Below are 23,007 nucleotides of genomic sequence, written 5' to 3'. Positions count from 1 at the left end.
ATCGAGGGCTTGACCACAATTCGCTTGAGACTCTCAAGAGTCAACGAAAAAATGTGAGCAGTGATTATTCAGTTTTGAAGGCACGTCCTTCTAAGAAACACTGGACAAAGATAACACGGTGTGTTATACTTGGTCAGTCATATGGTCGGTGACGATGACGGTGAGGTTCCACCTGTTCCCATTCCGAACACAGAAGTTAAGCTCACTCGTGCCCAAGATAGTTCGCTGGAAACGGCGCGTGAAAATAGGTAGTCGCCGACTTGAATGAAAGCCCCTGAGAGATCTCTCTCAGGGGCTTTTTGTTTGTATTCTCCGCTGCACCGATTGTGCTTTCCGGAAAAATCCGATATAATGGAAAAAATACGTGAAAGGAGCATGAGAAATGGGCTGGATATTTTGCATGCTTTTGACCGCTGCGGGCCTCGCATTTTTTGGAATCGGCTGGAAATCAACAAAAATACGAGGCATTGCTTATGGTATGGCTGCTGTATTGCTGCTCCTGAGTGTTGCGCTGGTAGCATTGCTGTTTTATCGCCACCAGAATATCACAGAACCGATCCAGACAAGTGAGCTCTTTCAGGCTGATGAGTTAACAGTGACATTGCGGGGAATAACAGAGAAAAACGATTATCGGGCAGGCTGTTTTACGATTTTATATCAGAATGTCCGGAATTATCTGGACAGTGCACTCTATTTGCCGTGCCTTGATCAGGAAACTTTTGATGCAGGCGAAAAAAGTGTGACGCTCCGCTATGGAAACGAGACAGAAGCAGGGGAGGCGGAAGTAAAGCTGACCCTGACATTTTATGAGAACCGCAATATTTGTCTGGTAAATGGAAAAAAGATGTACTTTGCTCCGAAAGAGGGCAGGGGACATGAGGGATATCAGAAGATCGAAGAGCTCTTTGCATTCGGAAGTTATCGGACAGAGCTGAAAGTTCTAAAAACTGACCTGGAACAGGATACGCTGATGGCGGTGGATGAAAATGGAAGCCGTTATTGGTTCAGCAAGGTTTCTGAGAAATTGCGGACCAGGGCGGAAGAAAAAATGAACCTGACTGCGGTTTCAGCCGGGGATGTGCTGGTCATCCTCAGCGATGGAAACACCCTGATGGGAGATCCCTATCAGATCGAGCATGTTTATAAAATCTATGTAGAGCGTTGACTTACGCCAAGCGCACCAAGCAAAATCTTTCCGCTGCTTCTTCAATGGAGGCAGCGGATTTTTTCTCCAAATCCCTTGCATCTGGCCGATGGGTGAGGTATGCTTAACCAATAGAGCATTGCAGAGGGAGGAAACGGGCATGGACATGGAAGAGATCCGCTATCTGCTGGGCAGTACCATCTTTGCGCGGGCCAAGGCGTATCTGGACCGGGTGGAAGGCCTGGACTGTGAGACCAGCGAAAACGGCGTGCGGCATCTGACGGCCGACGTGCGCGGCGGCGGGCGAAACCGCTACCATACGCAGGCCTGGCTGCGGGAAAACGGCAGCTTTGTGAGCGCCAGCTGTACCTGCCCGTATAACGAAAACGGCGAGGGCCCCTGCTGTAAGCACATCGGTGCCCTTTTGATGCTGGATGAAGAGGGCAAAACGCAGCCTGCCGCGGTGGAGCCTGCGCAGAAAACCCAGCTGAACAATATCCCGGGCGTGGTGCGGGGAACAGAGTTTGCGCAGGAGAGTGCTGCCCGGAAAGACAGCTATGCTTCCAGCCTGGAAATGCTTTTTGGAAAGAAATGGCGGGGCGATGAGCCGGAAACGGATGCCGCCGCCCGTCAGCTGCTGCGGACCTATCAGGAAAATACACTGGCTGAGCTGCCGCTCCCTGCACCCGAAGAGGGGCAGCGCCGGGAGTTTGCCGAGCTGGAACCGGAACTGACCCTGCTCTCCGGGGAGCAGCCCTGGCTGCGGCTCCGTATTTCGGATGGCGGGCGGCAGTACCTCGTCAAGAGCATCCCGGACTTGCTGAACGCTGTAGAACAGGGCCGGGTGGTGAGCTACGGCAAAGCGCTGACCTTTCTGCACCGGAAAGAGGCCTTTGCCCCGGAGGCACAGCAGCTATTGGCCGTGCTGCGCCGCCAGCAGAGCGTGCGGGAAAGTCTGGAGCAAAACCTCCAGAAGCTGCGCGGCTACGCCACAGCGGCCAGGAGCCCGGTGGCAGGCGGCATGGCCCTGAGCGGCGAGGGGCTGGACGAGCTGGTCCATCTCTATGAGCCGACGGGGCAGGTGGGCGGTTATGCCTTAAAAACGGGTCTGCCCGCCCTGACCATGCAGGTGGAAAAGCGCCGGGGCGGCGTGCAGGTCAGTGTAACGCCCTCGCTGGGGTTTGTGGCAGGGCTGGACCATGATTACCTGTTCAGCGACGAAACGCTCTGGAAGCTGGACCGTGTCCAGAGCGGGCGCGTTTTACCGGCCCTCAAGACGCTGTGCGGCAGCAGCCTGTTTTTCACGACACAGGATGCAGCGGATTTTTGCAGTTTTGTCCTGCCGGAGTTGGGCCGGAACGTGACCATCGAGGATCCGGAGCGGCTGCTGCTGAATCAAATTCCGTTGGAACCGGTGGTGCAGTTTTATCTGGACGCGCCCCGGATGGGAGCCGTCTCGGCCCACGCCGAGTTTTTGTACGGGGAGGAAAAAGTGACACCCTTTGCCCCGGCCCCGAGTGGCCTGCTGCGGGATGCCAGGGCCGAAAAGCGGGCCGCGCGGCTGCTGGGAACCTACTTGCAGCCCGGCGTGGACGGCAATGCCGCCCAGTACAGCACCGACGACGAAGAAATGGTCTACACCTTTCTGGAAGAGGGCGTGCCTGCCCTGCTGACAGAGGGGGAGGTCTACCTGAGCGATGCATTCCGCAATCTGCAGGCCGCCCCGCCCAAGATTGCGGTGGGTGTGTCGGTGCATGGGAGCGTGCTGGACCTGGAAGTGGACACCGGGGAGTTCCCGGTGGGGGAGCTGCGGGCCTTGCTCAAATCTCTCCACCAGAAAAAGCGGTATCACCGCCTGAAAGACGGGCGGCTGCTCCGGCTGGACGACTCGCTGGAGGGGTTGGACGAGCTGAACGAGACGCTGGAACTCTCGGGCGCGAAGCTCGGGCAGGGCCACACTCAGCTGCCGTTGTACCGGGCTCCCAGCCTGGACTGGGCCCTCTCGGGCCAGAACGGCATCCGCTTCAACCGGGACGACGCGTTCCGGCGGATCAGCCGGAGCTTCCATGCGGTGAAAGACAGTGAGTATACTCCGCCTGCATCCTTACAAAAAGTATTGCGAAAATACCAGCGGGACGGCTACCGCTGGCTGCGGACGCTGGATGGCTACGGCATGGGCGGCATCCTGGCAGACGATATGGGCCTGGGCAAGACGGTGCAGGTGCTGAGCTACCTGCTGGCCATGAAAGAAAACGGGCAGGAACGGCCCGGCAAACCGAAAGACGAGGGCGTTCTGCCCAGCCTCATCGTCTGCCCGGCGTCGCTGGTGCTCAACTGGGCCGAGGAATGCCAGAAGTTCACGCCGGAATTACACTGCCTGGTCGTGGACGGCGACGCCGCCCACCGGGCCGCGCTGGCAAAACAGTGGGGCAGCGCCGATGTGGTGGTGACCAGTTACGACCTGCTCCGGCGGGATGAAGAGTTGTACGCCGGGCAGGCGTTTTACGCCTGCATCCTGGATGAGGCCCAGGCCATCAAGAACCACACCACCCAGAAATACAAGGCTGCCTGCCAGATCAACAGCCGGGTGCGGTTTGCACTGACGGGCACCCCGGTAGAAAACCGGCTGGGAGAGCTGTGGAGCATCTTCTCGTTCCTGATGCCGGGCTATCTGCCGCCTTATAAGAGCTTCTGCACCCGGTTTGAAAAGCCCATCGTGCAGGAGGACGACAAGGCTGCCGCCCGCCGGCTGAACCAGCTGACCGGGCCGTTCCTCCTCCGCCGGATGAAAGCCGACGTGCTGAAAGAGCTGCCCCCCAAGACCGAGAACATCCACCGCATTGAGCTGGAGGAGGAGCAGCGAAAGCTCTATCTGGCAGCGGTGGTGGACGCCCGGGACAAGCTGCAGGCGGCAAAGCCGGAGGACAAAATGGCGGTGTTCGCCGTTCTCATGCGGCTGCGGGAGATCTGCTGTGACCCCCGCCTCATCGTGGACGGCTGGGAGGGCGGCAGCGCCAAGCTGGATGCCTGCATCGAACTGGTGGCCTCCGCTGTGGAGGGCGGACACCGTATCCTGCTGTTCAGCCAGTTTACCTCCATGCTGGAGCTGCTGGCCAAACGGCTGGACGAAGAGGGCATCAGCCACTTCACGTTACAGGGCTCCACGCCCAAGCCCGTGCGGGCGGAGCTGGTCCGCCGGTTCAACGGCGGCGAGGTGAGCGTCTTCCTCATCTCGCTGCGGGCAGGCGGCACCGGCCTCAACCTGACGGCGGCCGACATCGTCATCCACTACGACCCGTGGTGGAACGTGGCGGCTCAGAATCAGGCCACCGATCGCGCTTACCGCATCGGGCAGCAGAACCCGGTGCAGGTGTATAAACTCATTGCACAGGACACCATTGAAGAAAAAATCGTGGAATTGCAGCAGGCCAAGCAGTCGCTGGCCGATACCGTGACCGGGACGGCGGATGGCGCCATCCTGTCCATGCGGCCGGACGAGCTGCTGCAGCTGCTGGAGGTGAGCGAAACATGAAATACGCATTGTTTTCCGTGCCGGTAGGCACCATTTACGATCTGCCTCAGCCCATCAAGGAGGGCGAAACGGGGCCGGTCTCCACCATTGGCGATGAGGGGCTTTACGGGCAGGCCTGTCAGGTGCGCACTGCCCCCGGCGGCGTGACGGCGGCCGGAGTCCATCTGGCCCCGGATGTGGCCGAGGTGGTCAGCTTTTACGGCTACCACGGCTATGTTTTTACCCGGGAGCTGCAGTTTATCGAGGAAGCTCCCCTGCGGGACTACCTCGCGGAGCCGATGGTCCTGGCGGGACGGGCCACCGATGTCCTCAACCTGCCCAAGGTGCAGGGCGTCCGGATGATGGAGCTGGAGCGGGGCGGCCTGCTGCGCCGGATGGCGGAAGCGCCCGAGGAGGCCGAGTCCCACAAGGGCTGGGCCAAGGTGCGGCTGGTGGATGGCCGCGTTGGCTATGTCCGGGATGTGGCGCTGGAACCGGTGCGGTATGAGATGAGCGCTGTGTTCTCGCAGGAAGAGGGTCTGCCTTTTGACGAGGCGCTGGCAAAGCAGAAAGGCATCCCCGCCGCAGAGCTGGTGCAGGAAGCCTGAACCGTTGGTACGGCGGCAGCGAGGAGGTGTTCCGTGCCGCCGTCTGTGAGCAGGCCAGGAAATACATGGGCACGGAGTACCGCTGGGGCGGCAAATCCGGCCGGGGCATTGACTGCTCGGGCCTTGTCAGCAGCGCCTACATGCAGTGCGGCGTCCTCATTTACCGGGATGCCAGCATCGTGGAGGGCTGGCCCATGCACGAGGTGCCTTTTGAGGAAAAGAAGCCGGGCGACGCCCTCTTCTTCCCGGGGCATGTGGCGCTCTACCTTGGCGGCGGGCGGTATATCCACTCCACGGGAGCCGCGGTCAGCGGCGGCGTGGTGCTCAACAGTCTGGACCCGGCGGACCCGCTCTACCGGGAAGATCTGGTCAAGTGTCTGAATGCGGTGGGAAGTATCTTTTGAGAACGGAAGGCGGATATTATGAAAGTCTTTGATTTACATTGCGACACGCTCAGTGAGCTGCGGTATGCCGAGGAGGCAGGCCAGCCCAAGAGCTTTGCGGAAAACGATTTACAGATCGACCTGAAAAAGCTGCAAAAAGGTGACTACATGCTGCAGTGCTTTGCAGCCTTTGTCAACCTGGCCCGCCCGGGGCAGGACCCGCTGGTGGCGGCGCTGGAGGAGATCGACATCTTCAAGCGGATCATGGCAAAGTACAGCGATTTTATCGCGCCGGTGTATCAGCCGGGGGATCTCCGCAAGAATGCGGAGGCGGGCAAGATCAGCGGAATGCTGACCATTGAAGAGGGCGGCTGCTGCAAGGGCAGCCTGGGCGTGCTGCGGCTCATGCATGAGCTGGGCGTCCGGATGATGACCCTGACCTGGAACCACGAAAACGAGCTGGCCAGCCCCAATGTGGTGCCGGGAGCCGACACGGATACCATCTGGCCCTGCCAGCCCAATACGAAGACCGGCCTGAAAGAAAAGGGCTTCGAGTTCCTGGCCGAGATGGAGCGGCTGCACATCATTGCAGATGTGAGCCACCTCTCGGATAAGGGCTTCTGGGACATCGCCGAGCACAGCACCCGTCCCTTTGCAGCCAGCCACTCCAACTGCCGCGCTCTGGCACCCCACTGCCGCAACCTGACCGATGAGATGATCCGGGCCATGGCAGAGCGGGGCGGCCTGGTGGGCCTGAACTACTGCTCGGGCTTCCTGGACAACCAGCCGAAAGAGTCTCTCTGCCGCAGCACCGTGGCCCTGATGGCAAAGCACGCGGCGCACTTTAAGAAAGTGGGCGGCATTGAGATCATTGGTCTGGGCAGCGATTTTGACGGCATCGGCGGCGAGCTGGAGATGGACGACTGCTCCAAGCTGCCCCTGCTGGCCGAGGCGCTCCGCCGCGAGGGCTTCACCGAGGACGAGGTGGAGCGCGTTTTCTACCGGAACGCACAGCGCTTCTTTGAGGACAATCTGTAAAAATAAGAGAGGATATTCCAAAATGGATCAGAATATGACGCTGGAAAAGCGAATCGCTGCCGAGCTGTACTCCTATCAGGGCAAAATGAGCGTCTTTGTGGACGACCTGCAGGGCCACACCGTGGAGATGGGAGCCGACGAGGAGTTTGAAACGGCCTCCACCATCAAGGCCTATATCCTGGCGGTGCTGTATTTACAGGCCAGCCGGGGCAAGGCCAGCCTGACCGAGGAGATCGAGTATCGACCGGAGCACTTTGTGGACGGCTCCGGAATGCTGCGGGCTCTGGGCGTGGGAGCAAAGCTCAAGGTGAAAGACACGGCCACCATGATGATCATTTGCTCGGATAACATCGCCACCAACATGGTCATTGATTATCTGGGGCTGGAGACCATCAACGCCTGCATCAAAGAGCTGGGCTTTGCCCACACCGTGCTCCACAACCCCCTCCACTTTGACCGCTATGAGAAGCTGGGCACCACCACGCCCCGGGATTACGCCTCCCTGTTTGCGCAGGTGGCCAAGGGCACCCTCGTCAGCGCCGAGGCCAGCGCCGAGATGCTGGCCATCTTCCGCCAGCAGCACTACAACACCATGCTCACCCACGATTTCCCCCAGTTCTACCTGGACTGCGAGGAGACCGGCGAGCCGGAGCGGATCTGGGTGGCCAGCAAGAGCGGCAGCATGAACGCCTGCCGCAACGACGGCGGCATCATCCATACCCCCTACGGCGAATACGTCATCGTGCTGATGAACAAAGACTTCCATGATATCATCGAGTACGACGGCCACCCGGCCATGGTATATGGTGCAAGGGTCTCCCGGATGATCTTTGACCAGATCCTGGCCTGTGAGGGCAAGCTGTATCGGAATTGAAAAGAAAACCTCTCACCGCTCCAACCCGCTGACAGCGGGGACGTCGCGGAGCTCCCCTATCAGGGGAGTTGGATAGAGAATATTGGATAATAAAAAGGAATTATAACAATGGGTATTACAATTTCCCCGGTCATGATGGTGTTTCTTGTCTTTATGACCGGATTTGCAGGGTTTGTGGATTCCGCGGCGGGCGGCGGCGGGCTCATCAGCCTGCCGGCCTATCTGTTTGCAGGGCTGCCGCCGCACTACACCTATGCCACCAATAAGTTCAGTGCTGCCTGCGGCACCACCTTTGCCACGGCCAGCTTCTTCAAAAATGGTGCCATGAACGTCAAGGTGGGCATTCTGGCGGCCATCGGCAGCTTTGCGGGCAGCGCGCTGGGGGCGCACATCGTCCTGCTGCTCAGCGATGAGGTGTTGAAGACCACCATGTTCATCATCCTGCCCATTGCGGCGGTCATCATCCTGTGGCAGCGCAACCTCCCGGACGAAAACCGGGATGACGGTACCATGAACCTGAAAAAAGCGGCGCTGGCGCTGGGCATCGGGCTTGGCATCGGTCTGTACGATGGTCTGGTGGGGCCCGGCACGGGCACCTTTGCCATCATCGCCTTTTCCAGCCTGATGAAGTTTGATCTGCGCACCGCCAACGGCAACGGCAAGGTGCTCAACCTGGCCAGCAACTATGCCAGCCTCTTTACTTACCTCATGAGCGGGCTGGTGGTCTTTTCCATCGGCATCCCCTGTGCCATCAGCGGCATCGCGGGCAACCTGCTGGGCTCCCACTTCGCCCTCCGCAAGGGGGCAAAGTTCATCCGCCCCATGATGCTGGTGGTGCTGGTGCTCCTGCTGGGCAAGCTCATTTCGGATGCGGTGTTGTAAAACAAGAAGTGTAGACGCAAAAAAGCGAGGAGTCAGGCTCCTCGCTTTTTTCATGGATCCTATTTTTATTCGATGACCAGTGCTTCATCAAAGAACGCCAGGCCGAACGCGCCGGGGCCGGCGTGGGTGCCAATGACGCAGCCGATCTGGCGGGTCAGGGCCTCGGGACGGTGCAGATTATCCTGCAGGTAGGCCTGGATGGGGGCCACCTCACGGGGGGCGACGGTGTAGCCTGCCAGCGCGGGCAGCGTGGGGTGGATGCCGCCCAGCTCTTCGATCTTTTTGAAGAGGGCAACATAGGCGCCGGGCAGGCCCCGGGCCTTGCCAGCCAGAGCCACTTTGCCCTCTTTGATGGTGATGAGGGGCTTGATGCCCAGCATCCCGCCTGCTACGGCAGCAGCGGCGGGCAGACGCCCGCCCTTGCGCAGATATTTCAGGTCGTCGATGGCGGCCACCAGATGCAGGTGCTCCTTGGCGTGCTCCAGCGAGGCTGCGATCTGCACGGCCGTCTTGCCAGCGTCCCGCAGCTGGACGGCCAGCCGCACCAGCAGGCCCTCGCCCAGGCAGACATTGGTGCTGTCCACAAACAGTACGTTGTCCACGTTGGCCAGGTCTGCCGCAAGCTTAGCGCACTGGCAAGTGCCGGAAAGCTCATGGGAAAGAAAGATGCCAATGACCTCATCGCCTGCGGCCGCTGCCTCGGCGAAGAAGCACTCAAACAGCTCCGGGCTGGGCTGGCTGGTGGTGGGTAGCTTCTTGCAGGCGGCCAGCTGTGCATAATATTCAGAGGGGGTCTTGTCAAGGCCGTCCCGGAAGACGGTGCCGTCCTCCAGCGTGACGTTGAGGGGGATGACTGTCACGCCCAGCTGCGCGGCCTCTGCGGGCAGGATATCGGACGCGGAATCGGTGAGAATGCGGATCATAAAATACCTCCATGGGCGGAAGCCGCCCGGAACGGTTGTAAAACAACAGAAATAAGTAAAAAGTCGGTAAAATTATAGCAGAACACCAACCGGAAAGTCAATCTTTTGAAGCAAATTTCTTCGTGCAGGCGCAAAACTGCTTGCACCCAAGGGGCGGGTGTGGTACAATGTCCGCCGACAGGAGGCAGCGCCATGAACAAGATCGAAAAAGGCCCGGCGTTCTGGAAAGCGTTCGGGCAGGCGGCGGCCCTCTGGGCTGCGGTGGCCGTGGCCGGCAGTCTGCTGCTGCCCGGCGGAAGCATGACTCTGCCGGAGGAGCCGGAGAAGATGGGCTGGACGGTTCTGCGGGTCTGTGCCGTGCTGCCGCTGGGAGAGGAATTGATTTTCCGGGGCGGGGTACAGCGGCTGCTCCGCCCGCTGGGGCCCGGCGTGGCGCTGGCGGGGCAGGCGGTGCTGTTTGCCGCTGCTCATGGCAGCGCGGAGGCGAAAATTTACGCTTTTGCCATGGGGCTGGTGTTTGGCTGGGCCGTGGAGCACACCGGGCGGCTCTGGCCCGGCATGGGGCTCCACTGCCTCAACAACTGCATCGTGCTGGCCGGATGTCTGGCAGAGAGGGGACTGGGATGACCGATTACGAACTGATGGGTGCAGCCCTGGCCGAAGCCGAAAAGGCCGCGGCGCTGGGCGAGGTGCCGGTGGGAGCCGTCATCGCAAAGGACGGCGAGATCATTGCCGCCGCCCACAACACCCGGGAGACCGAGAAAAACGCCCTCCACCACGCGGAGCTGCTGGCCATTGACGCGGCCTGCAAAAAGCTGGGTGGCTGGCGGCTGTGGCAGTGTGAGCTGTTCGTCACGCTGGAGCCCTGCCCCATGTGCAGCGGGGCCATCCTCAACAGCCGGGTCAAACGGGTGGTGTACGGCGCGGCCGACACCAAGGCGGGCTGCTGCGGCTCGGTGACAGACCTGTTTGCCCTGCCGTTCAACCACCACCCGGTGGTGGAGCGGGGCCTCCGGGCCGAGGAAGCGCAGGCTCTTTTGCAGGCGTTTTTCCTCCGTCTGCGGGAGCAGCGGGCTGCAAGGCCGAAGTGGAAACCGCCGGTACAGGGACAAAACAAGTCCAAATGATGAAAAAAGTGGGAACTGCGTGAAAAAGCACGGGTTCCCACTTTCTTTTTTCGGCAATTTGTGCTATATTATTCAATGGTAACTTGTCGAAACCACGCGCAGGAGCCAGCGGGCGCACCGCAGGACCGGACATGACCGGAAGAAGAAAGCAGAGTGCAGCTCCGCTGGGCGCAGGGCCGACCACCACCCCCTGCAAGGCTGGAAAATGCCTTACAGAGAAACAAGCGACAGGAGGGTTTGACTCTTGTACGACGACGAATTTGAACTGACATTTGACATGGCGGAGGACAACGCCGAGACGGTGAAACTGCCCGGCAAGCCTCTGCAGCCTGCCCCGGAAGCCCCTGAGGCCCCGGAACCGGCTGGAAAGGCGAAAGAGCCGGAAGTCCCGGATTTCCCGGACGACGAACCCACCATCGTCATCCCGGCCCGGAAGCCGCGGGAGATGCCCAAACAGGAGCGGGAACCTGTGCGGGCAGAGCCTGTGCCGGAGCTGGCCCCGGCGGAAGTGAAAGCGCCGGAGGAGCCTGCGGCGGCCCCGGAAGCACCTGTGCCGGCTATCCGGACAAACGGGCGGACGGTGCTGATCTCCGGCGGAGACCGGGGCATCGGTGCGGCCACCGCCAAAGCCTTTTATGAGGCAGGCTACCGGGTGGCGGTGTTCTACCACAAAAATGCGGAGGCCGCTGCGGCGCTGGAAAAAGCCCTGCCGGGCTGCACCATCGTTCAGTGCGATGTGGCCAGCCGGGCCAGCTGTGAGCTGGCGTTCCATGCGGTGGAGCAGGCGCTGGGCCGGGTGGATGTGCTGGTGAGCAACGCGGGCATTGCCCAGCAGAAGCTTTTTACCGACATCACGCCGGAAGAGTGGCAGCACATGCTGGATGTCAACCTGACCGGCGCGTTCAACCTGTGCCAGCTGGTGCTCCCCGGGATGATCCGCCGCAAGGCGGGCCGCATCCTGACGGTGAGCAGCATGTGGGGCCAGACGGGCGGCAGCTGCGAGGTACATTACTCAGCCGCCAAAGCGGGCCTCATCGGCCTGACCAAGGCACTGGCCAAGGAAGAGGGCCCCAGCGGCATCACCGTCAACTGTGTGGCCCCGGGTGTCATCGACACCGATATGATGGCGGCATTTACCGCCGAAGATAAGGCCGCTCTGGCTGAGGAGACCCCTGTGGGCCGCCTGGGCAGCGCGGACGAAGTGGCAAAACTGCTGCTCTACCTTGCCGGAGAGGACGCCGGATACATCACCGGACAAGTGTTTGGTGTCAACGGCGGGCTGGTGATCTGATGCAGTTTTGTCCGCGGATTTTAAGAGCAACACCCCGGACGGGGTTTCCCCAAAGCGAAAAGGAGAGAGCGAAATGGGCATGACTTTAAAGGAACTGTTGACCAAAGGTGAGGGCACCCTGTCGGCACAGGAGGCCAAAGATTTGGCTGCACAGTGCAGAATGGACGTGGAAACGCTCTACACCCTCCTGGAGGAGCGCGGCATCAAGATCCTGGACAACGAGGTCGAGGCGGATACCAGCCTGGACGTGGACAGCATCATTGCCGAGGTGGAAAACGCCGAGAACAACAGCGATGACATGGGCATCAGCGAGGAAGAGGAGGAGAGCGCGGAGGAGAACCCGGCTGACCTCAAAGCTGCCATGGATGAGCTGCTGGACGACCCTGTGAAGAACTACCTCAAGCAGATCGGCCAGATCCCGCTGCTGAGCGCGGAACAGGAAGTGGAACTGAGCCGCCGCATCCATTCCGGTGCCGAGGCTGCCCACATCCTGCAGGCTGACCGCCAGAAGTACGGCGCGCCGGAATACATCAAGAAGAACAGTGCCCGCTTCTCCTTTGAGGAGGACGAGAACAGCCGCAGCTACACCGAGGACCTGGACGAAGAGGGCAACGAGAAATCCAGCGAGGACGCTGAGGAAAAGGCCGCTGAAGAAGAGGCCATGGAGGCGGTGGAGAACGGCCCCCTGACCGAGGAAAAGCGTCAGGAGCTGCTCAAGACCCGCCGCGACGGTTTGAACGCCCGCCGCAGCCTGAGCGAGGCCAACCTCCGTCTGGTGGTCTCCATTGCCAAAAAGCATGTCGGCCATAACCTGGCGTTCCTGGACCTGATCCAGGAGGGCAACATCGGCCTCATCAAGGCCGCTGAGAAGTTTGACTGCGACCGCGGTTTCCGCTTCTCCACCTACGCCACCTGGTGGATCCGTCAGGCCATCACCCGCGCCATTGCGGACCAGGCCCGCACCATCCGCATCCCGGTGCACATGGTCGAGACCATCAACCGGATGCGTCAGGCCACCAACCAGCTGGTCTACCAGAATGGCCACGAGCCCACCCCGGAAGAGCTGGCAAAGGCCATGGACATGAGCGTGGAGCGCGTGCGCGAGATCCAGCGGATGGCTCAGGAGCCCGCCAGCCTGGAGAGCCCTGTGGGTGAGGAAGAGGATTCCTCCCTGGGCGATTTCGTCGCTGACGAGAACGCCGAGGCTCCCGGCAAGGCAGCTGACCGTGCGATGGTGGCCCAGCAGATCAACCAGGCCCTCAAGAGCCTGACCCCCCGTGAGGAGAAAGTCATCCGCCTGCGCTTCGGCCTGGACGATGGCCGTCCCCGCACGCTGGAAGAGGTTGGCCGCGACTTTGGTGTCACCCGTGAGCGTGTCCGCCAGATCGAGGCAAAGGCCATCCGCAAGCTGCACAGCCGCAAGTGCCTGGCCCTGCTGAACGGCCTCATTGAGTAAGAATCCCGAGCAAACCCATCCAAAGGAGCTGCCGCGGCACTGCGGCGGCTCCTTTTTTGCAAAAAACAAAACTTTTTTGCCAAAACCTCTTGCAATTCACGGCGCCTTATGTTAAAATAATCGAGCTGTGAGTGTGCTGCTATAGCTCAGTTGGTAGAGCGCATCCTTGGTAAGGATGAGGTCTCCAGTTCGAATCTGGATAGCAGCTCCACATAGGGGTATAGCTCAGCTGGTAGAGCAGCGGTCTCCAAAACCGCGTGCCGTGAGTTCGAAACTTACTACCCCTGCCATAACGCCTGGAACTCTTTTGGGAGCTCCGGGCGTTTTGTTTTGCAGGAGGGCGCTCGGGGAGCTTTGCCACGCAAGTGAGGGGCATTCCATCCCCCTCCCAACTGCCTGCGGCAGTCGGGCCCCGCCCTCCGGACACTTGCTTTGGCAAACTCCCGCTCGTGCCAGCCGGAAGAGAACGACTCTGGCAAAATAATTTGTCTTTTTCTGAAAATACTGCTTGACAACGCACGGCTTCTCCGGTATAATAGTCAACGTTCCCGCGGTCAAAACGCCGCGAACTTGAGCGATCATGGCCCGGTAGCTCAGTTGGTTAGAGCACCAGCCTGTCACGCTGGGGGTCGTCGGTTCGAGCCCGATCCGGGTCGCCATTTGCTGCTATAGCTCAGTTGGTAGAGCGCATCCTTGGTAAGGATGAGGTCTCCAGTTCGAATCTGGATAGCAGCTCCAGAGCAAAACCACCTGAATCCGTTGAGATTTGGGTGGTTTTTTTGTTTTTGCCTTGAAGCAGAGCCCAAAATGGTGTATCATAATGGGTATTAGAAAAAGTGTAACATTCGGGCAGCTATGCCCTGATAAGGGGGAAGGCCACCATGGCAGATAAAAACTTTTTGACGGATATCATCGACGCGGACCTTGCGGAGGGCAAGGTCAAGGAGATCCACACCCGTTTCCCGCCGGAGCCCAACGGCTACCTGCACATCGGCAGCGCCAAGGCCATCTACATCAACTGGTCCATCGCCAACCAGTACGGCGGTAAATTCAACCTCCGCCTGGACGATACCAACCCCGCCCGTGAGGGAGAGGAGTATGTCAACAGCATCATCGAGGATCTGCACTGGCTGGGTGCCGACCCCAACGGCGGCATCTTCTACGGCAGCGACTACTTTGACAAATGCTACGAGTACGCCGAGAAGCTCATCAAAGAGGGCAAGGCCTATGTGGACGACCTGAGCCGTGATGAGATGCGTGAGTACCGCGGCTCCGATGCCGGCAAGCCCTCCCGCCCCTCTCCGTGGCGGGACCGCGCCCCGGAAGAAAACCTGGACCTGTTCCGCCGGATGCGTGCAGGCGAGTTCAAAGAGGGCGAGAAGACCCTGCGTGCCAAGATCGACCTGGCCAGCCCCAACATGAACATGCGTGACCCGGCCATCTACCGCATCAAGTACGCCGAGCATCACCGCCAGGGCAGCAAGTGGTGCATCTACCCGATGTACGATTTCGCCCACCCCATCCAGGACGCCATCGAGGGCATCACCCACAGCATGTGCAGCCTGGAGTTTGAGAACCACCGCCCGCTGTACAACTGGGTCATCGAAAATATTTTTGGCACCGAATTCCCCAAGCAGCGTGAATTTGCCCGCCTGAATATGACCAATACGGTTATGAGCAAGCGCTACCTGCGTGAGCTGGTGGAGATGGGCATTGTGGACGGCTGGGATGACCCCCGGATGCCCACCCTGTGCGGCCTGCGCCGCCGCGGCTACACCGCAAGCTCCATCTTTACGTTCGTGCGGGAGGCCGGTATCTCCAAGTCCGATAACCTCATCGACATGCGCCAGCTGGAGGCCTGCATCCGCAGCGAGCTGGACCTGACCGCGCAGCGCCGCATTGCCGTGCTGGAGCCCGTCAAGCTCATCGTGGACAACTACCCCGCCGACAAGACCGAGTATTTCGATGTGGCCAACAACCCCAACCGTGAGGCCAACGATACCACCACCCGCAAGGTGGCCTTTACCAAGGAGCTGTGGATCGAGAACGAGGACTTCGCCGAGGTACCGCCTCCGAAGTTCAAGCGCCTGACCGTGGGTGGTGAGGTCCGCCTGATGGGTGCCTATCTCGTCAAGTGCACCGGCGTGGACAAGAATGCTGACGGCAGCATTGCCGCCATCCACTGCACCGCCGATCTCGAGACGGGCAACGGAAACCCTGCCGATGGCCGCAAGGTCAAGGGCACCATCCACTGGGTGAGCGCGGCCCACTGCGTGGAGGCCGAGGTACGCCTGTACGATAAGCTCTTCACCGAGGCCAACATGAACGCCATCCCCGAGGGCAGCGATTACAAGGACTACCTCAACCCCGAGAGCGTGGTGGCACGCAAGGGCTGCAAGCTGGAAGAGGCTCTGGCCGGCGCAAAGCCGGGCGAGAAGTTCCAGTTCGTCCGCACCGGCTTCTTCACCCCGGACAGCAAGAACCCCGGCGTCTACAACCGTGTTGTCACCCTGCGTGACAGCTTCAAACCTGCCAAGTAAGCAGCGCGGCCGGACGCAAAATTTCTCCAAAGGAGCAATTTCGATACGATGAAAAAGCATATGACCCGGAACGTGATCCTTATGGCGATCCTGGATGTGGCCCTTGGCATCGTCCTGTCGCTGTATATCGCCAGTACGGGCACTGTTCCCGCAGCCGACAACGCGGATACCTATGCCGATGGTGCCTACAGCGCCTCCGCACAGGGCTACAAAAGCGAAGTAACCGTGATGATCAACATTACGGGCGGCAAAGTGACCAACGTGCAGATCGACGCGGGCGACGAGACACCCGAAGTGGGCGGCAAGGCGGCGGAAAGCCTTGCCCGCAGCCTGCTGGATGCCGGCGGCACGGCAGGTGTGGACACGGTCTCGGGTGCTACCATGACCAGCAACGCGGTGCTGGCCGCTATGGATGCCTGCCTTGCACAGGCCGTGCAGGAATAACGCTTTGATTTGGACTGCTGCACGGCGAGACTGTGCGGCAGTTTTTTGTTGTGAGAGAGTTTTTTATGTTTCTGGATGTTCTGCCTTTCAAAAACGATACGGCCCGCCTCGTCCGCGTGTATGGGGATGAGCCCTGCATCACCCTGCCGGAGGCTCTGCCCGCCCCGGAGGGGGGCACGCTGACCATCACTGAGCTGGGGGATTACTGCTTCTCCGAGAAGCCCCGCGGTCTGCCTGCGCCGGAAGAGCTCTGCCGCTATGCGGTGGAGCCGGACGGCACCGCGCGTCTCCTGCGGGCCTTTGGACGCGATCTGACGGGCGCTTCTCATGCCCGGTATGATCTGGACTTCGGGGACGGAGAAGCCTCTACTGCCGCCCGGAGCGGGGAAGAAGCCCTCCATCCCCTTTGCGGCAGCTTTCTGGAGGAGCTGGTCCTGCCCGGGAGCCTGCGGGTCATCGGGAGCTGTGCCTTTTACAACTGCCGCCGCCTGCGCCGCCTTTCGGCCGGGGCGGGGGAGCTGACCATGGGCAGCGATGTCTTCCTCAACTGCTTTGCACTGGAAACGCTGGTCATCCGGGCCCGGCCGGAGCAGGACACCGGCCTGTTTGCGCTGGTGGCCTGCATTACCGAGGCGGTGCAGGCGCTATTCTGGCCAGAGGGAGAGGTCCGGCCCCTCGCGGGCCTGTGGTACCCCGCCTACTGGGAAGACATTGAGGAGACTCCCGCGCACATTCTGCTCCACACGTTTTCGGGGCAGGGGTATCATTACAGACAGTGCTTTTTGGATGGGAAATTCCTCCCGGTCGAATACGACGCCATCTTCCCGCAGGGGCACGACGCGGATGACGCCAACATTATGGCCATGCTCTGCTTTGACCGTCTGCGCTGGCCCTGGAGCCTGAGCAGTGCCGCTGCCGAGCATTACCGGGCTTTTCTGGCGGCCAACACGGGCCGGGTGCTTGCCCGGCTACTGAAAGCGCAGGACATGGACGGCCTGCGGGCCCTGCTGGCGCTGGGTGTGTTTGATAAAGACGCCTTTGCCGCGGGTGCGGCGTTGGCGGCCAAGGCCGACAACGCTTCTGCTGCCGCTCTGCTGGCCGACGCCGAGCACAAAAAGTTTGCGGCCCGGCCCAACAAAAAGAGGTACGATTTTGATTTCTGAAAAGGAAAAATTCTTCGACCCGCGTAAGCCGTTCGAGTCCAAACGGCCCGAGACCCATGAGGAGTGGCAGGCGCGGATGGGCGGCGAGGTGCTGGCCGTGGTGCGCAGCGGGCTGTATCTGGACTTCCGATTTCTGGATATGGCCCTCTCGGCCCTGAGCCCAACCCCGGACGAGCGGTGCGGGGTGCTGGCCACCGATGGCCGCATCCTCTGCTATCAGCCCAGCGCCCTGCTGCGGCTGTACAAGGAAAACCCGAAATACCTCAACCGCCTGTACTTACACACGGTGTTCCACTGCATCTTCCGCCACCTGTGGACCAAAGGGCGGCGGGACAAGCGCCTGTGGCACCTGGCCTGTGACATCGCGGTGGAAAATGTCATCGACGGGCTGGGCCGCAAAAGCGTCCGGCGCCCGCTAAGCTATGTCCGTCAGCACGCCTATGAGGAGATCAAAGCCGGGCAGAAAGTGGTGGCGGCTGCCCCCACCTACCGCTGGCTGCTGGGCCAGACGCCTGGCGTGCTCCGCCAGCTGGAGCGGGAGTTCTACACCGACGACCACCGCCTCTGGCCCAAGGACGCCCCGGAGCAGCCCCAGCAGATGCCCACGCCCCTGCCCCAGAAGACCTGGCAGAAGATCGGGGAGCGGATGCAGACCGAGCTGGAGCTGCGGGATAAAGAGGCGGGCGAGGGGGCCGACGCGCTCAAGGAGCAGGTCAAGGCCGCCAACCGCAGCCGCCGCAGCTACAAAGATTTCCTGCGCCGGTTCTGCATCACCCGGGAGGAAGTGCACCTTGACCCGGATGAATTTGATCTGAACTTTTATACCTACGGCCTTTCGGTCTACGGCAACATGCCTCTCATTGAGCCGCTGGAGACCCGGGAAAGTAAGAAAATCGAGGAGCTGGCCCTCGTCATTGACACCAGCTATTCCACCTCCGGCGAGCTGGTGCGGGCGTTCCTGGCCGAGACCTACACCCTGCTGAAAGGGCGGGAAAATTTCTTCCACCGGATGAACCTGCACCTGATCCAGGCGGACAACACCGTCCAGCAGGACCTGCTCATCCGCAATGAAGACGAGCTCATCCATGCCATGAACCATTTCCAGCTGCGGGGCGGCGGCGGAACGGATTTTCGCCCGGCGTTCGAGTATGTTGATCGCCTGTGTGCCGAAAAGCAGTTCACCAACCTGCGGGGCCTGCTCTACTTTACGGACGGAATGGGCACCTACCCGGCCCGCCGCCCGCCGTATGAAGCCGCGTTCCTTTTTCTGGGGGAGCGGTTCGACGATGCCAATGTACCGCCCTGGGCCATGAAAGTGGTGCTGGACGAGGAAGAGTTTGCGGGCCCGGCGGCCCGGTCGGCTTCGGCGCTGGCCGAGGCCATGAGCGAGGAGGACGACCTCTACCGCGACCTCAATAATTCGTGAATCACAATGCGTGAGGAGTTTGCTATGAACATCAAACGTGCCAAAGAAGAAATTGAGCATACCGTCAAGGCATACCTGGCCAAGGATGCTCTGGGCGAGTACGCCATCCCGGCCATCCGCCAGCGGCCCATCCTGCTGATGGGCCTCCGGGTATTGGCAAAACGCAGGTCATGGAGCAGGTGGCCCGGGAGTGCGGTGTGGCGCTGGTGGCCTACACCATCACCCACCACACCCGCCAGAGCGCCGTGGGCCTGCCCTTTATCCGCCAGCGCCATTATGGCGACAAGGATGTCTCGGTGACGGAATACACCATGAGCGAGATCATCGCCAGCGTGTACGCCAAGATGGAGGCCACCGGCCTTTCTGAGGGCATCCTCTTCATTGATGAGATCAACTGTGTGTCCGAGACGCTGGCCCCCACCATGCTGCAGTTCTTGCAGTGCAAGACTTTTGGCAACCAGGCGGTGCCGGCAGGCTGGGTCATCGTGGCGGCAGGCAACCCGCCGGAGTACAACAAATCCGTCCGGGATTTCGATATCGTCACCCTGGACCGTGTCCGCCGGATGGACATTCAGCCCGACCTCTCGGTCTGGAAAGATTACGCCCGCGGGGCCCGCATCCACAGCGCCATCCTGAGCTATCTGGAGCTGCACCCGCAGAACTTCTACCAAATCAACGCCGATGTGGACGGCACCCAGTTTGTCACCGCCCGCGGCTGGGAGGACCTTTCCAACCTGCTGGACACCTACGAGACGCTGGGCCTGAAAGCAGACGAAGACCTCATCCGGGAGTACATCCAGCACCAGAAGATCGCCGAGGACTTCTCGGCCTACCTTGACCTCTACTACAAGTACCGCGACGATTACGGTGTGGAAGACATTCTGGCCGGGCAGGTCAAGCCTGCTGTCTACGCGCGGCTCCTCAACGCGCCCTTTGATGAGCGTCTGAGTCTGGTCAGCCTGATCCTGGCGGGCCTTGATACCCGCTTTACGGCCTCCCGCCAGCAGGACGCCGTGGCAGATGCCTGCTATGCGTTCCTGCGGCAGGCCAAGCAGGGCTTTGCCACGGTGCCGGAGGATATCCCGGACGGCCCGGCGGTCTATTTCAGCCAGATGGTGGCCGATTACGACGCCGAGACCCAGAAGCAGCGGGCCGCCGGCCTGCTGAGCCGGGACGCGCTGAACACCCGCCTGCGGGTGTATGCCGTTCTCCGTGCCTGGGAGCGGAGCTCCGCCGTGCCAAGGCCGTGAGCACGCAGCCCGCGTTTGACCTGCTCCGCACCCAGTTCCAGAGCCTTGCCGAGGAGCGGGAGAATGCCCAGAACACGGCTTCCGCCGCGCTGGAAGCCGCCTTTGATTTCATGGAGCAGGCCTTTGCCGAGAGCCAGGAGATGGTGGTGTTCGTCACCGAGCTGACCCTCTCGCCCGCGGCCCATGCGTTCATTACCGAGAACGGCTGTGAGAGGTACTTCCAGTACAACAAGGACCTGCTGCTGGACCACCGCAAAGCGGCCCTCCAGCAGGAGCTGGCGGCGGAAGAGCGGCGCCACGGCGGCATCTGAGCCGTTTCAAAATGTAAGAGAAAACGCCAAAAGGCGGCATCCTCCCGTGCAGAGGATGCCGCCTTTTTTGGAGAAGAAGATTGAAAATGTCGCTTGAAAAAAGAACTCAGACCAGCCCGGTGACCTGGGGCAGGACCATGGACACTGCCGGGATGTAGGTGACCAGCAGCAGGCCCAAGATGATGGCTGCATAGTACATGAGCATGTAGGGCATCACCTTGGCCAGCGTGGTGCGGCCAACCTTGATGCCCACGAACAGGGCGTTGCCCACCGGGGGCGTTTTGTTTCATCAAAAGAAAAAGCCTGAATCTTCTTGGTTCATCAAGAAGTTTCAAGCTTTGTTGTGCTTTGCCCCAACGTATTCGCGCATTATCTCGAAGATCTCACAGCGCAGGGGGGCTGAACGAATATGTAAAAATATGTTATTTGCGCCGCCCCAGCGGGTCTGTGTAGGAATACACATACCGCTTATCGGAGCTGCGCTGCATCTCGCCTTTTCGCAGGGTACGCCCCCGCAGGTCTTTTCGTGTCGTTGCCATATCAATTCTCCTTCCCGAAAGAAGAAGGGCTTGATACTATTTAAGGTCGGACAAAACTTTGTCCAGCCCCTGCAAGACAACTTCTGTTACAGTCAGTTGATGTTGTTCGGCATAATTGCAGATACGTTCATACAGGGCATCCTCCACCCGAATGCTCAAGGTTTTCTTTTTTGCATTTTCGGATTTTGGTCGTCCCATCTTTGCCATAGCTGCTCTCATACCTCCACAGCACCAGTATACTTTCCGTGTGACAGGAAGTCAAGCTGCAAAAAGCCTTTCTTGAAAATTTTTACGAAAAATCGAAAGTTCACACTCTGCTCATTGACATTTCGTCCTTGATTTGCTATTATAATGGTAACAACTCCCCCAGGCCTCTGCGCATAGCGTATGCACACTTGGGGGCGTTTTGCTTATAAAGGAGATTTTTCATGGCAGACAAGGACTTCAAAACGATAGACGAACAAATCGAGATTCTTCGTTCACGAGGCCTTACCATCGAGGATGAATCCGAAGCAAAGGATTTTCTGCTGCGGAACAATTATTACCGTGTCAGCGGCTATTCTCTGACGCTCCGCAAGAACGATGTTTTTGCGAAGTCTGCCACGTTCCAAAATATCGAGGACATTTACAATTTCGACCACGAGTTCCGTCATATCATCCTGCACCATATCGAAACCATTGAGGTACAGATAAAGTCCATCTATGCCTATGAATTTACAAAAGTGTATGGGCCGTTGGGCTATCTGGATACCGCAAATTTCTCCAATCAGGCAAAACATGAAGAAATCATCGACAAAGCCAACCAGCAGAAGCGTCAGCGGCTGGCTCACGAAGCCTACTTAAAGCACTTCATCAACGACCTGCACCAAGAGATTCCGCTCTGGGCCTACGTTGATTTGCTGACGATCTCCGACATTTCTTTCCTGTATTCCATTTCCGAACGTCCGCTCAAAGAAACAATTGCCCATCGGTTCGGGCTTACTATGAATCGCGGCCCAGAAATTCTGGGGCAGTATATGCACAGCATGACGATTATCCGCAATCTTTGCGCACACGGGAGCCGCATTTACAATCGTCTCTTTGAACAAAAGCCTTCCCTCAACAAAAAAGAACAGGCGTTGCTGATCCGCCGGGAAGATGGCACAATGGATAATGCCCATTTCTTCGGGTTCTTCCTCATCATGAGAAGGCTTCTGCCTGCTGAGAACTTTGCGGAAATGAAGGAAGCCGTCATTGCATTGACGGAAAAATATCCGTTTGTGCGAATGGATTATTACGGCTTCCGGGATGACTGGAAAGAAAAGCTCTAATTTTGCATAGAATAAAGGTGACTTCTCCCACGAGCTGCTATGCAGCGCAACACTGTGGGCGGTCTGGAGCCGGGGGATTTTCCTCCGGCCTATTTTTATGCAATGCGGAAGGTTTCCAGATACCGCTCGAAAATCTCGCAGTTGACCAACGCCACCTTGTCGATTTTATAAACGGCTTTAGCTTCCTTCGCTAACTCCTGAAATTTTGTCAGACCAAGACTGTATTTTTCAGCCCCTTCCTGATAGCGGACAAACTTTTTCGCGTTCATTTTTGTTCTTTCAACGTCCTTTCGGGCGTGACCCATAAGCAAAACCTCCATTCTGGATCGGAGTATTTGAACGTGTTGAGAGAAGAAAGCTTTCAGTGTGTAAAGTCGTGTTTGGTGCAGAACCAAAGGACTATGAAGTCTGGGAGTATCTGCTCAAGAATTACAGTCGGCTGCGCTTCAGTCCATCTGTTGAGACAGTTGTAAAGAAAGAGTTTGTGAACCCAAAGCGATTGCAACGGCAAATCCGAAAGGAAACAGTTGCCACAGGAATCGGTACAAAGTCACAGCAGGCGTTGCAAATGCAGCGAGAAGAAAATAAGCTGGTGCGAAAAGCACTTAGCCGTAAACAACGCGAAGCAGAAAAGCAGCGTCAGTTTGACCTGAAACAGCAGAAGCGAAAGGAAAAGCATCGGGGCAGATAATGCCCCTTTGCTTTGGCTTAACAGTGATAAGAAACTAATTCAAACTTATTGCTGTTAGCCGATGGATTCAGGTGTGCCAAAGCATTGCAGGGCTGG

At 59.3% G+C, this 23,007-nt stretch carries 22 protein-coding genes, 4 tRNA genes, 1 rRNA gene and 1 pseudogene; 23 read left to right on the top strand and 5 right to left on the bottom strand.

The window, feature by feature from the left end; genetic code table 11:
* The first annotated feature begins 144 nt into the window (after positions 1 to 144).
* The 8 genes from rrf (at position 145) to DXA70_RS05550 (ending at position 8,440) form a co-directional block, all read left to right on the top strand.
* Positions 145 to 261: ribosomal RNA gene (gene rrf / locus DXA70_RS05580) — 5S ribosomal RNA — on the top strand.
* A 121-nt stretch (positions 262 to 382) separates the two neighbouring features.
* A complete protein-coding gene (locus tag DXA70_RS05575; RefSeq protein WP_128117840.1) occupies positions 383 to 1,165 on the top strand; it encodes a hypothetical protein in 783 nt (260 codons plus the stop codon).
* A gap of 139 nt (positions 1,166 to 1,304) precedes the next feature.
* Entirely contained in the window at positions 1,305 to 4,676 is a 3,372-nt protein-coding gene (locus tag DXA70_RS05570) for a DEAD/DEAH box helicase (protein WP_128117839.1), read from the top strand.
* On the top strand, positions 4,673 to 5,263 hold the full coding sequence (locus DXA70_RS14205) for a hypothetical protein (RefSeq protein ID WP_243001127.1): 591 nt from the start codon (positions 4,673 to 4,675) through the stop codon (positions 5,261 to 5,263). The genes DXA70_RS05570 and DXA70_RS14205 overlap by 4 nt, the downstream gene beginning before the upstream one ends.
* Before the next feature lie 26 nt (positions 5,264 to 5,289).
* Positions 5,290 to 5,667 (top strand): C40 family peptidase, encoded by a 378-nt coding sequence (locus tag DXA70_RS14200; RefSeq protein WP_243001126.1) that lies wholly within the window; start codon positions 5,290 to 5,292, stop codon positions 5,665 to 5,667.
* Between the two features lie 18 nt (positions 5,668 to 5,685).
* Positions 5,686 to 6,684, top strand: a complete 999-nt coding sequence (locus DXA70_RS05560) for a dipeptidase (protein WP_128117838.1) — start codon at positions 5,686 to 5,688, stop codon at positions 6,682 to 6,684.
* 22 nt (positions 6,685 to 6,706) lie between these two features.
* On the top strand, positions 6,707 to 7,558 hold the full coding sequence (locus DXA70_RS05555; protein WP_128117837.1) for a serine hydrolase: 852 nt from the start codon (positions 6,707 to 6,709) through the stop codon (positions 7,556 to 7,558).
* Between the two features lie 108 nt (positions 7,559 to 7,666).
* Entirely contained in the window at positions 7,667 to 8,440 is a 774-nt protein-coding gene (locus tag DXA70_RS05550; RefSeq protein WP_112115774.1) for a TSUP family transporter, read from the top strand.
* Between the two features lie 65 nt (positions 8,441 to 8,505).
* Here DXA70_RS05550 and DXA70_RS05545 read toward each other — a convergent pair whose 3' ends face one another.
* Positions 8,506 to 9,363 (bottom strand): DegV family protein, encoded by an 858-nt coding sequence (locus DXA70_RS05545; RefSeq protein WP_128117836.1) that lies wholly within the window; start codon positions 9,361 to 9,363, stop codon positions 8,506 to 8,508.
* A 192-nt stretch (positions 9,364 to 9,555) separates the two neighbouring features.
* On the opposite strand from DXA70_RS05545, the gene DXA70_RS05540 reads away from it, so the two are divergent.
* The 13 genes and pseudogenes from DXA70_RS05540 to DXA70_RS05480 all read left to right on the top strand — a co-directional run bounded on the left by DXA70_RS05540 (position 9,556) and on the right by DXA70_RS05480 (position 20,371).
* Positions 9,556 to 9,990: a CPBP family intramembrane glutamic endopeptidase gene (locus DXA70_RS05540; RefSeq protein WP_112115776.1), complete on the top strand. Its 435-nt coding sequence runs from the start codon at positions 9,556 to 9,558 to the stop codon at positions 9,988 to 9,990.
* Positions 9,987 to 10,490: a nucleoside deaminase gene (locus DXA70_RS05535; RefSeq protein ID WP_022256124.1), complete on the top strand. Its 504-nt coding sequence runs from the start codon at positions 9,987 to 9,989 to the stop codon at positions 10,488 to 10,490. Before DXA70_RS05540 ends, DXA70_RS05535 begins: the two co-directional genes overlap by 4 nt.
* Positions 10,491 to 10,734: 244 nt before the next feature.
* Positions 10,735 to 11,781, top strand: a complete 1,047-nt coding sequence (gene fabG, locus DXA70_RS05530) for a 3-oxoacyl-ACP reductase FabG (protein WP_347475414.1) — start codon at positions 10,735 to 10,737, stop codon at positions 11,779 to 11,781.
* Positions 11,782 to 11,854: 73 nt separating this feature from the next.
* On the top strand, positions 11,855 to 13,237 hold the full coding sequence (locus DXA70_RS05525) for a sigma-70 family RNA polymerase sigma factor (protein WP_128117835.1): 1,383 nt from the start codon (positions 11,855 to 11,857) through the stop codon (positions 13,235 to 13,237).
* Positions 13,238 to 13,372: 135 nt separating this feature from the next.
* A tRNA-Thr gene (locus DXA70_RS05520) sits at positions 13,373 to 13,448 on the top strand.
* A 3-nt stretch (positions 13,449 to 13,451) separates the two neighbouring features.
* Positions 13,452 to 13,527 (top strand) — tRNA-Trp (locus tag DXA70_RS05515).
* A 292-nt stretch (positions 13,528 to 13,819) separates the two neighbouring features.
* Positions 13,820 to 13,896, top strand: a tRNA-Asp gene (locus DXA70_RS05510).
* Between the two features lie 3 nt (positions 13,897 to 13,899).
* Positions 13,900 to 13,975, top strand: a tRNA-Thr gene (locus DXA70_RS05505).
* Positions 13,976 to 14,118: 143 nt separating this feature from the next.
* Positions 14,119 to 15,777: a glutamine--tRNA ligase/YqeY domain fusion protein gene (locus tag DXA70_RS05500; RefSeq protein WP_128117834.1), complete on the top strand. Its 1,659-nt coding sequence runs from the start codon at positions 14,119 to 14,121 to the stop codon at positions 15,775 to 15,777.
* A gap of 48 nt (positions 15,778 to 15,825) precedes the next feature.
* Positions 15,826 to 16,221, top strand: coding sequence for an FMN-binding protein (locus tag DXA70_RS05495; protein WP_128117833.1), 396 nt, complete (start codon positions 15,826 to 15,828; stop codon positions 16,219 to 16,221).
* 65 nt (positions 16,222 to 16,286) lie between these two features.
* Positions 16,287 to 17,384 (top strand): leucine-rich repeat protein, encoded by a 1,098-nt coding sequence (locus DXA70_RS05490; protein ID WP_128117832.1) that lies wholly within the window; start codon positions 16,287 to 16,289, stop codon positions 17,382 to 17,384.
* Positions 17,374 to 18,810, top strand: coding sequence for a VWA-like domain-containing protein (locus DXA70_RS05485; protein ID WP_243001124.1), 1,437 nt, complete (start codon positions 17,374 to 17,376; stop codon positions 18,808 to 18,810). The genes DXA70_RS05490 and DXA70_RS05485 overlap by 11 nt, the downstream gene beginning before the upstream one ends.
* 24 nt (positions 18,811 to 18,834) lie before the next feature.
* Positions 18,835 to 20,371, top strand: a pseudogene (locus DXA70_RS05480) (AAA family ATPase).
* A 106-nt stretch (positions 20,372 to 20,477) separates the two neighbouring features.
* Here DXA70_RS05480 and DXA70_RS05475 read toward each other — a convergent pair.
* The 3 genes from DXA70_RS05475 to DXA70_RS13750 form a co-directional block, all read right to left on the bottom strand.
* Positions 20,478 to 20,642, bottom strand: coding sequence for a hypothetical protein (locus DXA70_RS05475; protein WP_158565136.1), 165 nt, complete (start codon positions 20,640 to 20,642; stop codon positions 20,478 to 20,480).
* A 151-nt stretch (positions 20,643 to 20,793) separates the two neighbouring features.
* Positions 20,794 to 20,910 carry an integrase DNA-binding domain-containing protein gene (locus DXA70_RS05470; protein WP_243001122.1) on the bottom strand — a complete coding sequence of 39 codons (117 nt, stop codon included), beginning with the start codon at positions 20,908 to 20,910 and terminating at the stop codon, positions 20,794 to 20,796.
* A gap of 36 nt (positions 20,911 to 20,946) precedes the next feature.
* Positions 20,947 to 21,117 (bottom strand): hypothetical protein, encoded by a 171-nt coding sequence (locus DXA70_RS13750; RefSeq protein ID WP_165852560.1) that lies wholly within the window; start codon positions 21,115 to 21,117, stop codon positions 20,947 to 20,949.
* 221 nt (positions 21,118 to 21,338) lie between these two features.
* Here DXA70_RS13750 and DXA70_RS05465 point away from each other — a divergent pair, with 221 nt between their 5' ends.
* On the top strand, positions 21,339 to 22,220 hold the full coding sequence (locus DXA70_RS05465) for an Abi family protein (RefSeq protein WP_128117831.1): 882 nt from the start codon (positions 21,339 to 21,341) through the stop codon (positions 22,218 to 22,220).
* Between the two features lie 95 nt (positions 22,221 to 22,315).
* On the opposite strand, the gene DXA70_RS05460 is transcribed toward DXA70_RS05465, so the two are convergent.
* Positions 22,316 to 22,525, bottom strand: a complete 210-nt coding sequence (locus DXA70_RS05460) for a DUF6462 family protein (protein WP_128117830.1) — start codon at positions 22,523 to 22,525, stop codon at positions 22,316 to 22,318.
* A gap of 20 nt (positions 22,526 to 22,545) precedes the next feature.
* Between DXA70_RS05460 and DXA70_RS05455 the strand changes: the two genes are divergently transcribed.
* Positions 22,546 to 22,911, top strand: a complete 366-nt coding sequence (locus DXA70_RS05455; RefSeq protein ID WP_128117829.1) for a YjdF family protein — start codon at positions 22,546 to 22,548, stop codon at positions 22,909 to 22,911.
* Positions 22,912 to 23,007: the final 96 nt, after the last annotated feature.

The organism is Faecalibacterium sp. OF04-11AC (assembly GCF_003460645.1).
Taxonomy (GTDB): Bacteria; Bacillota; Clostridia; order Oscillospirales; family Ruminococcaceae; genus Faecalibacterium; species Faecalibacterium prausnitzii_I.
The sequence above is the reverse complement of the archived record's forward strand: the minus strand, read 5'-3'. Positions and strand labels throughout refer to the sequence as shown.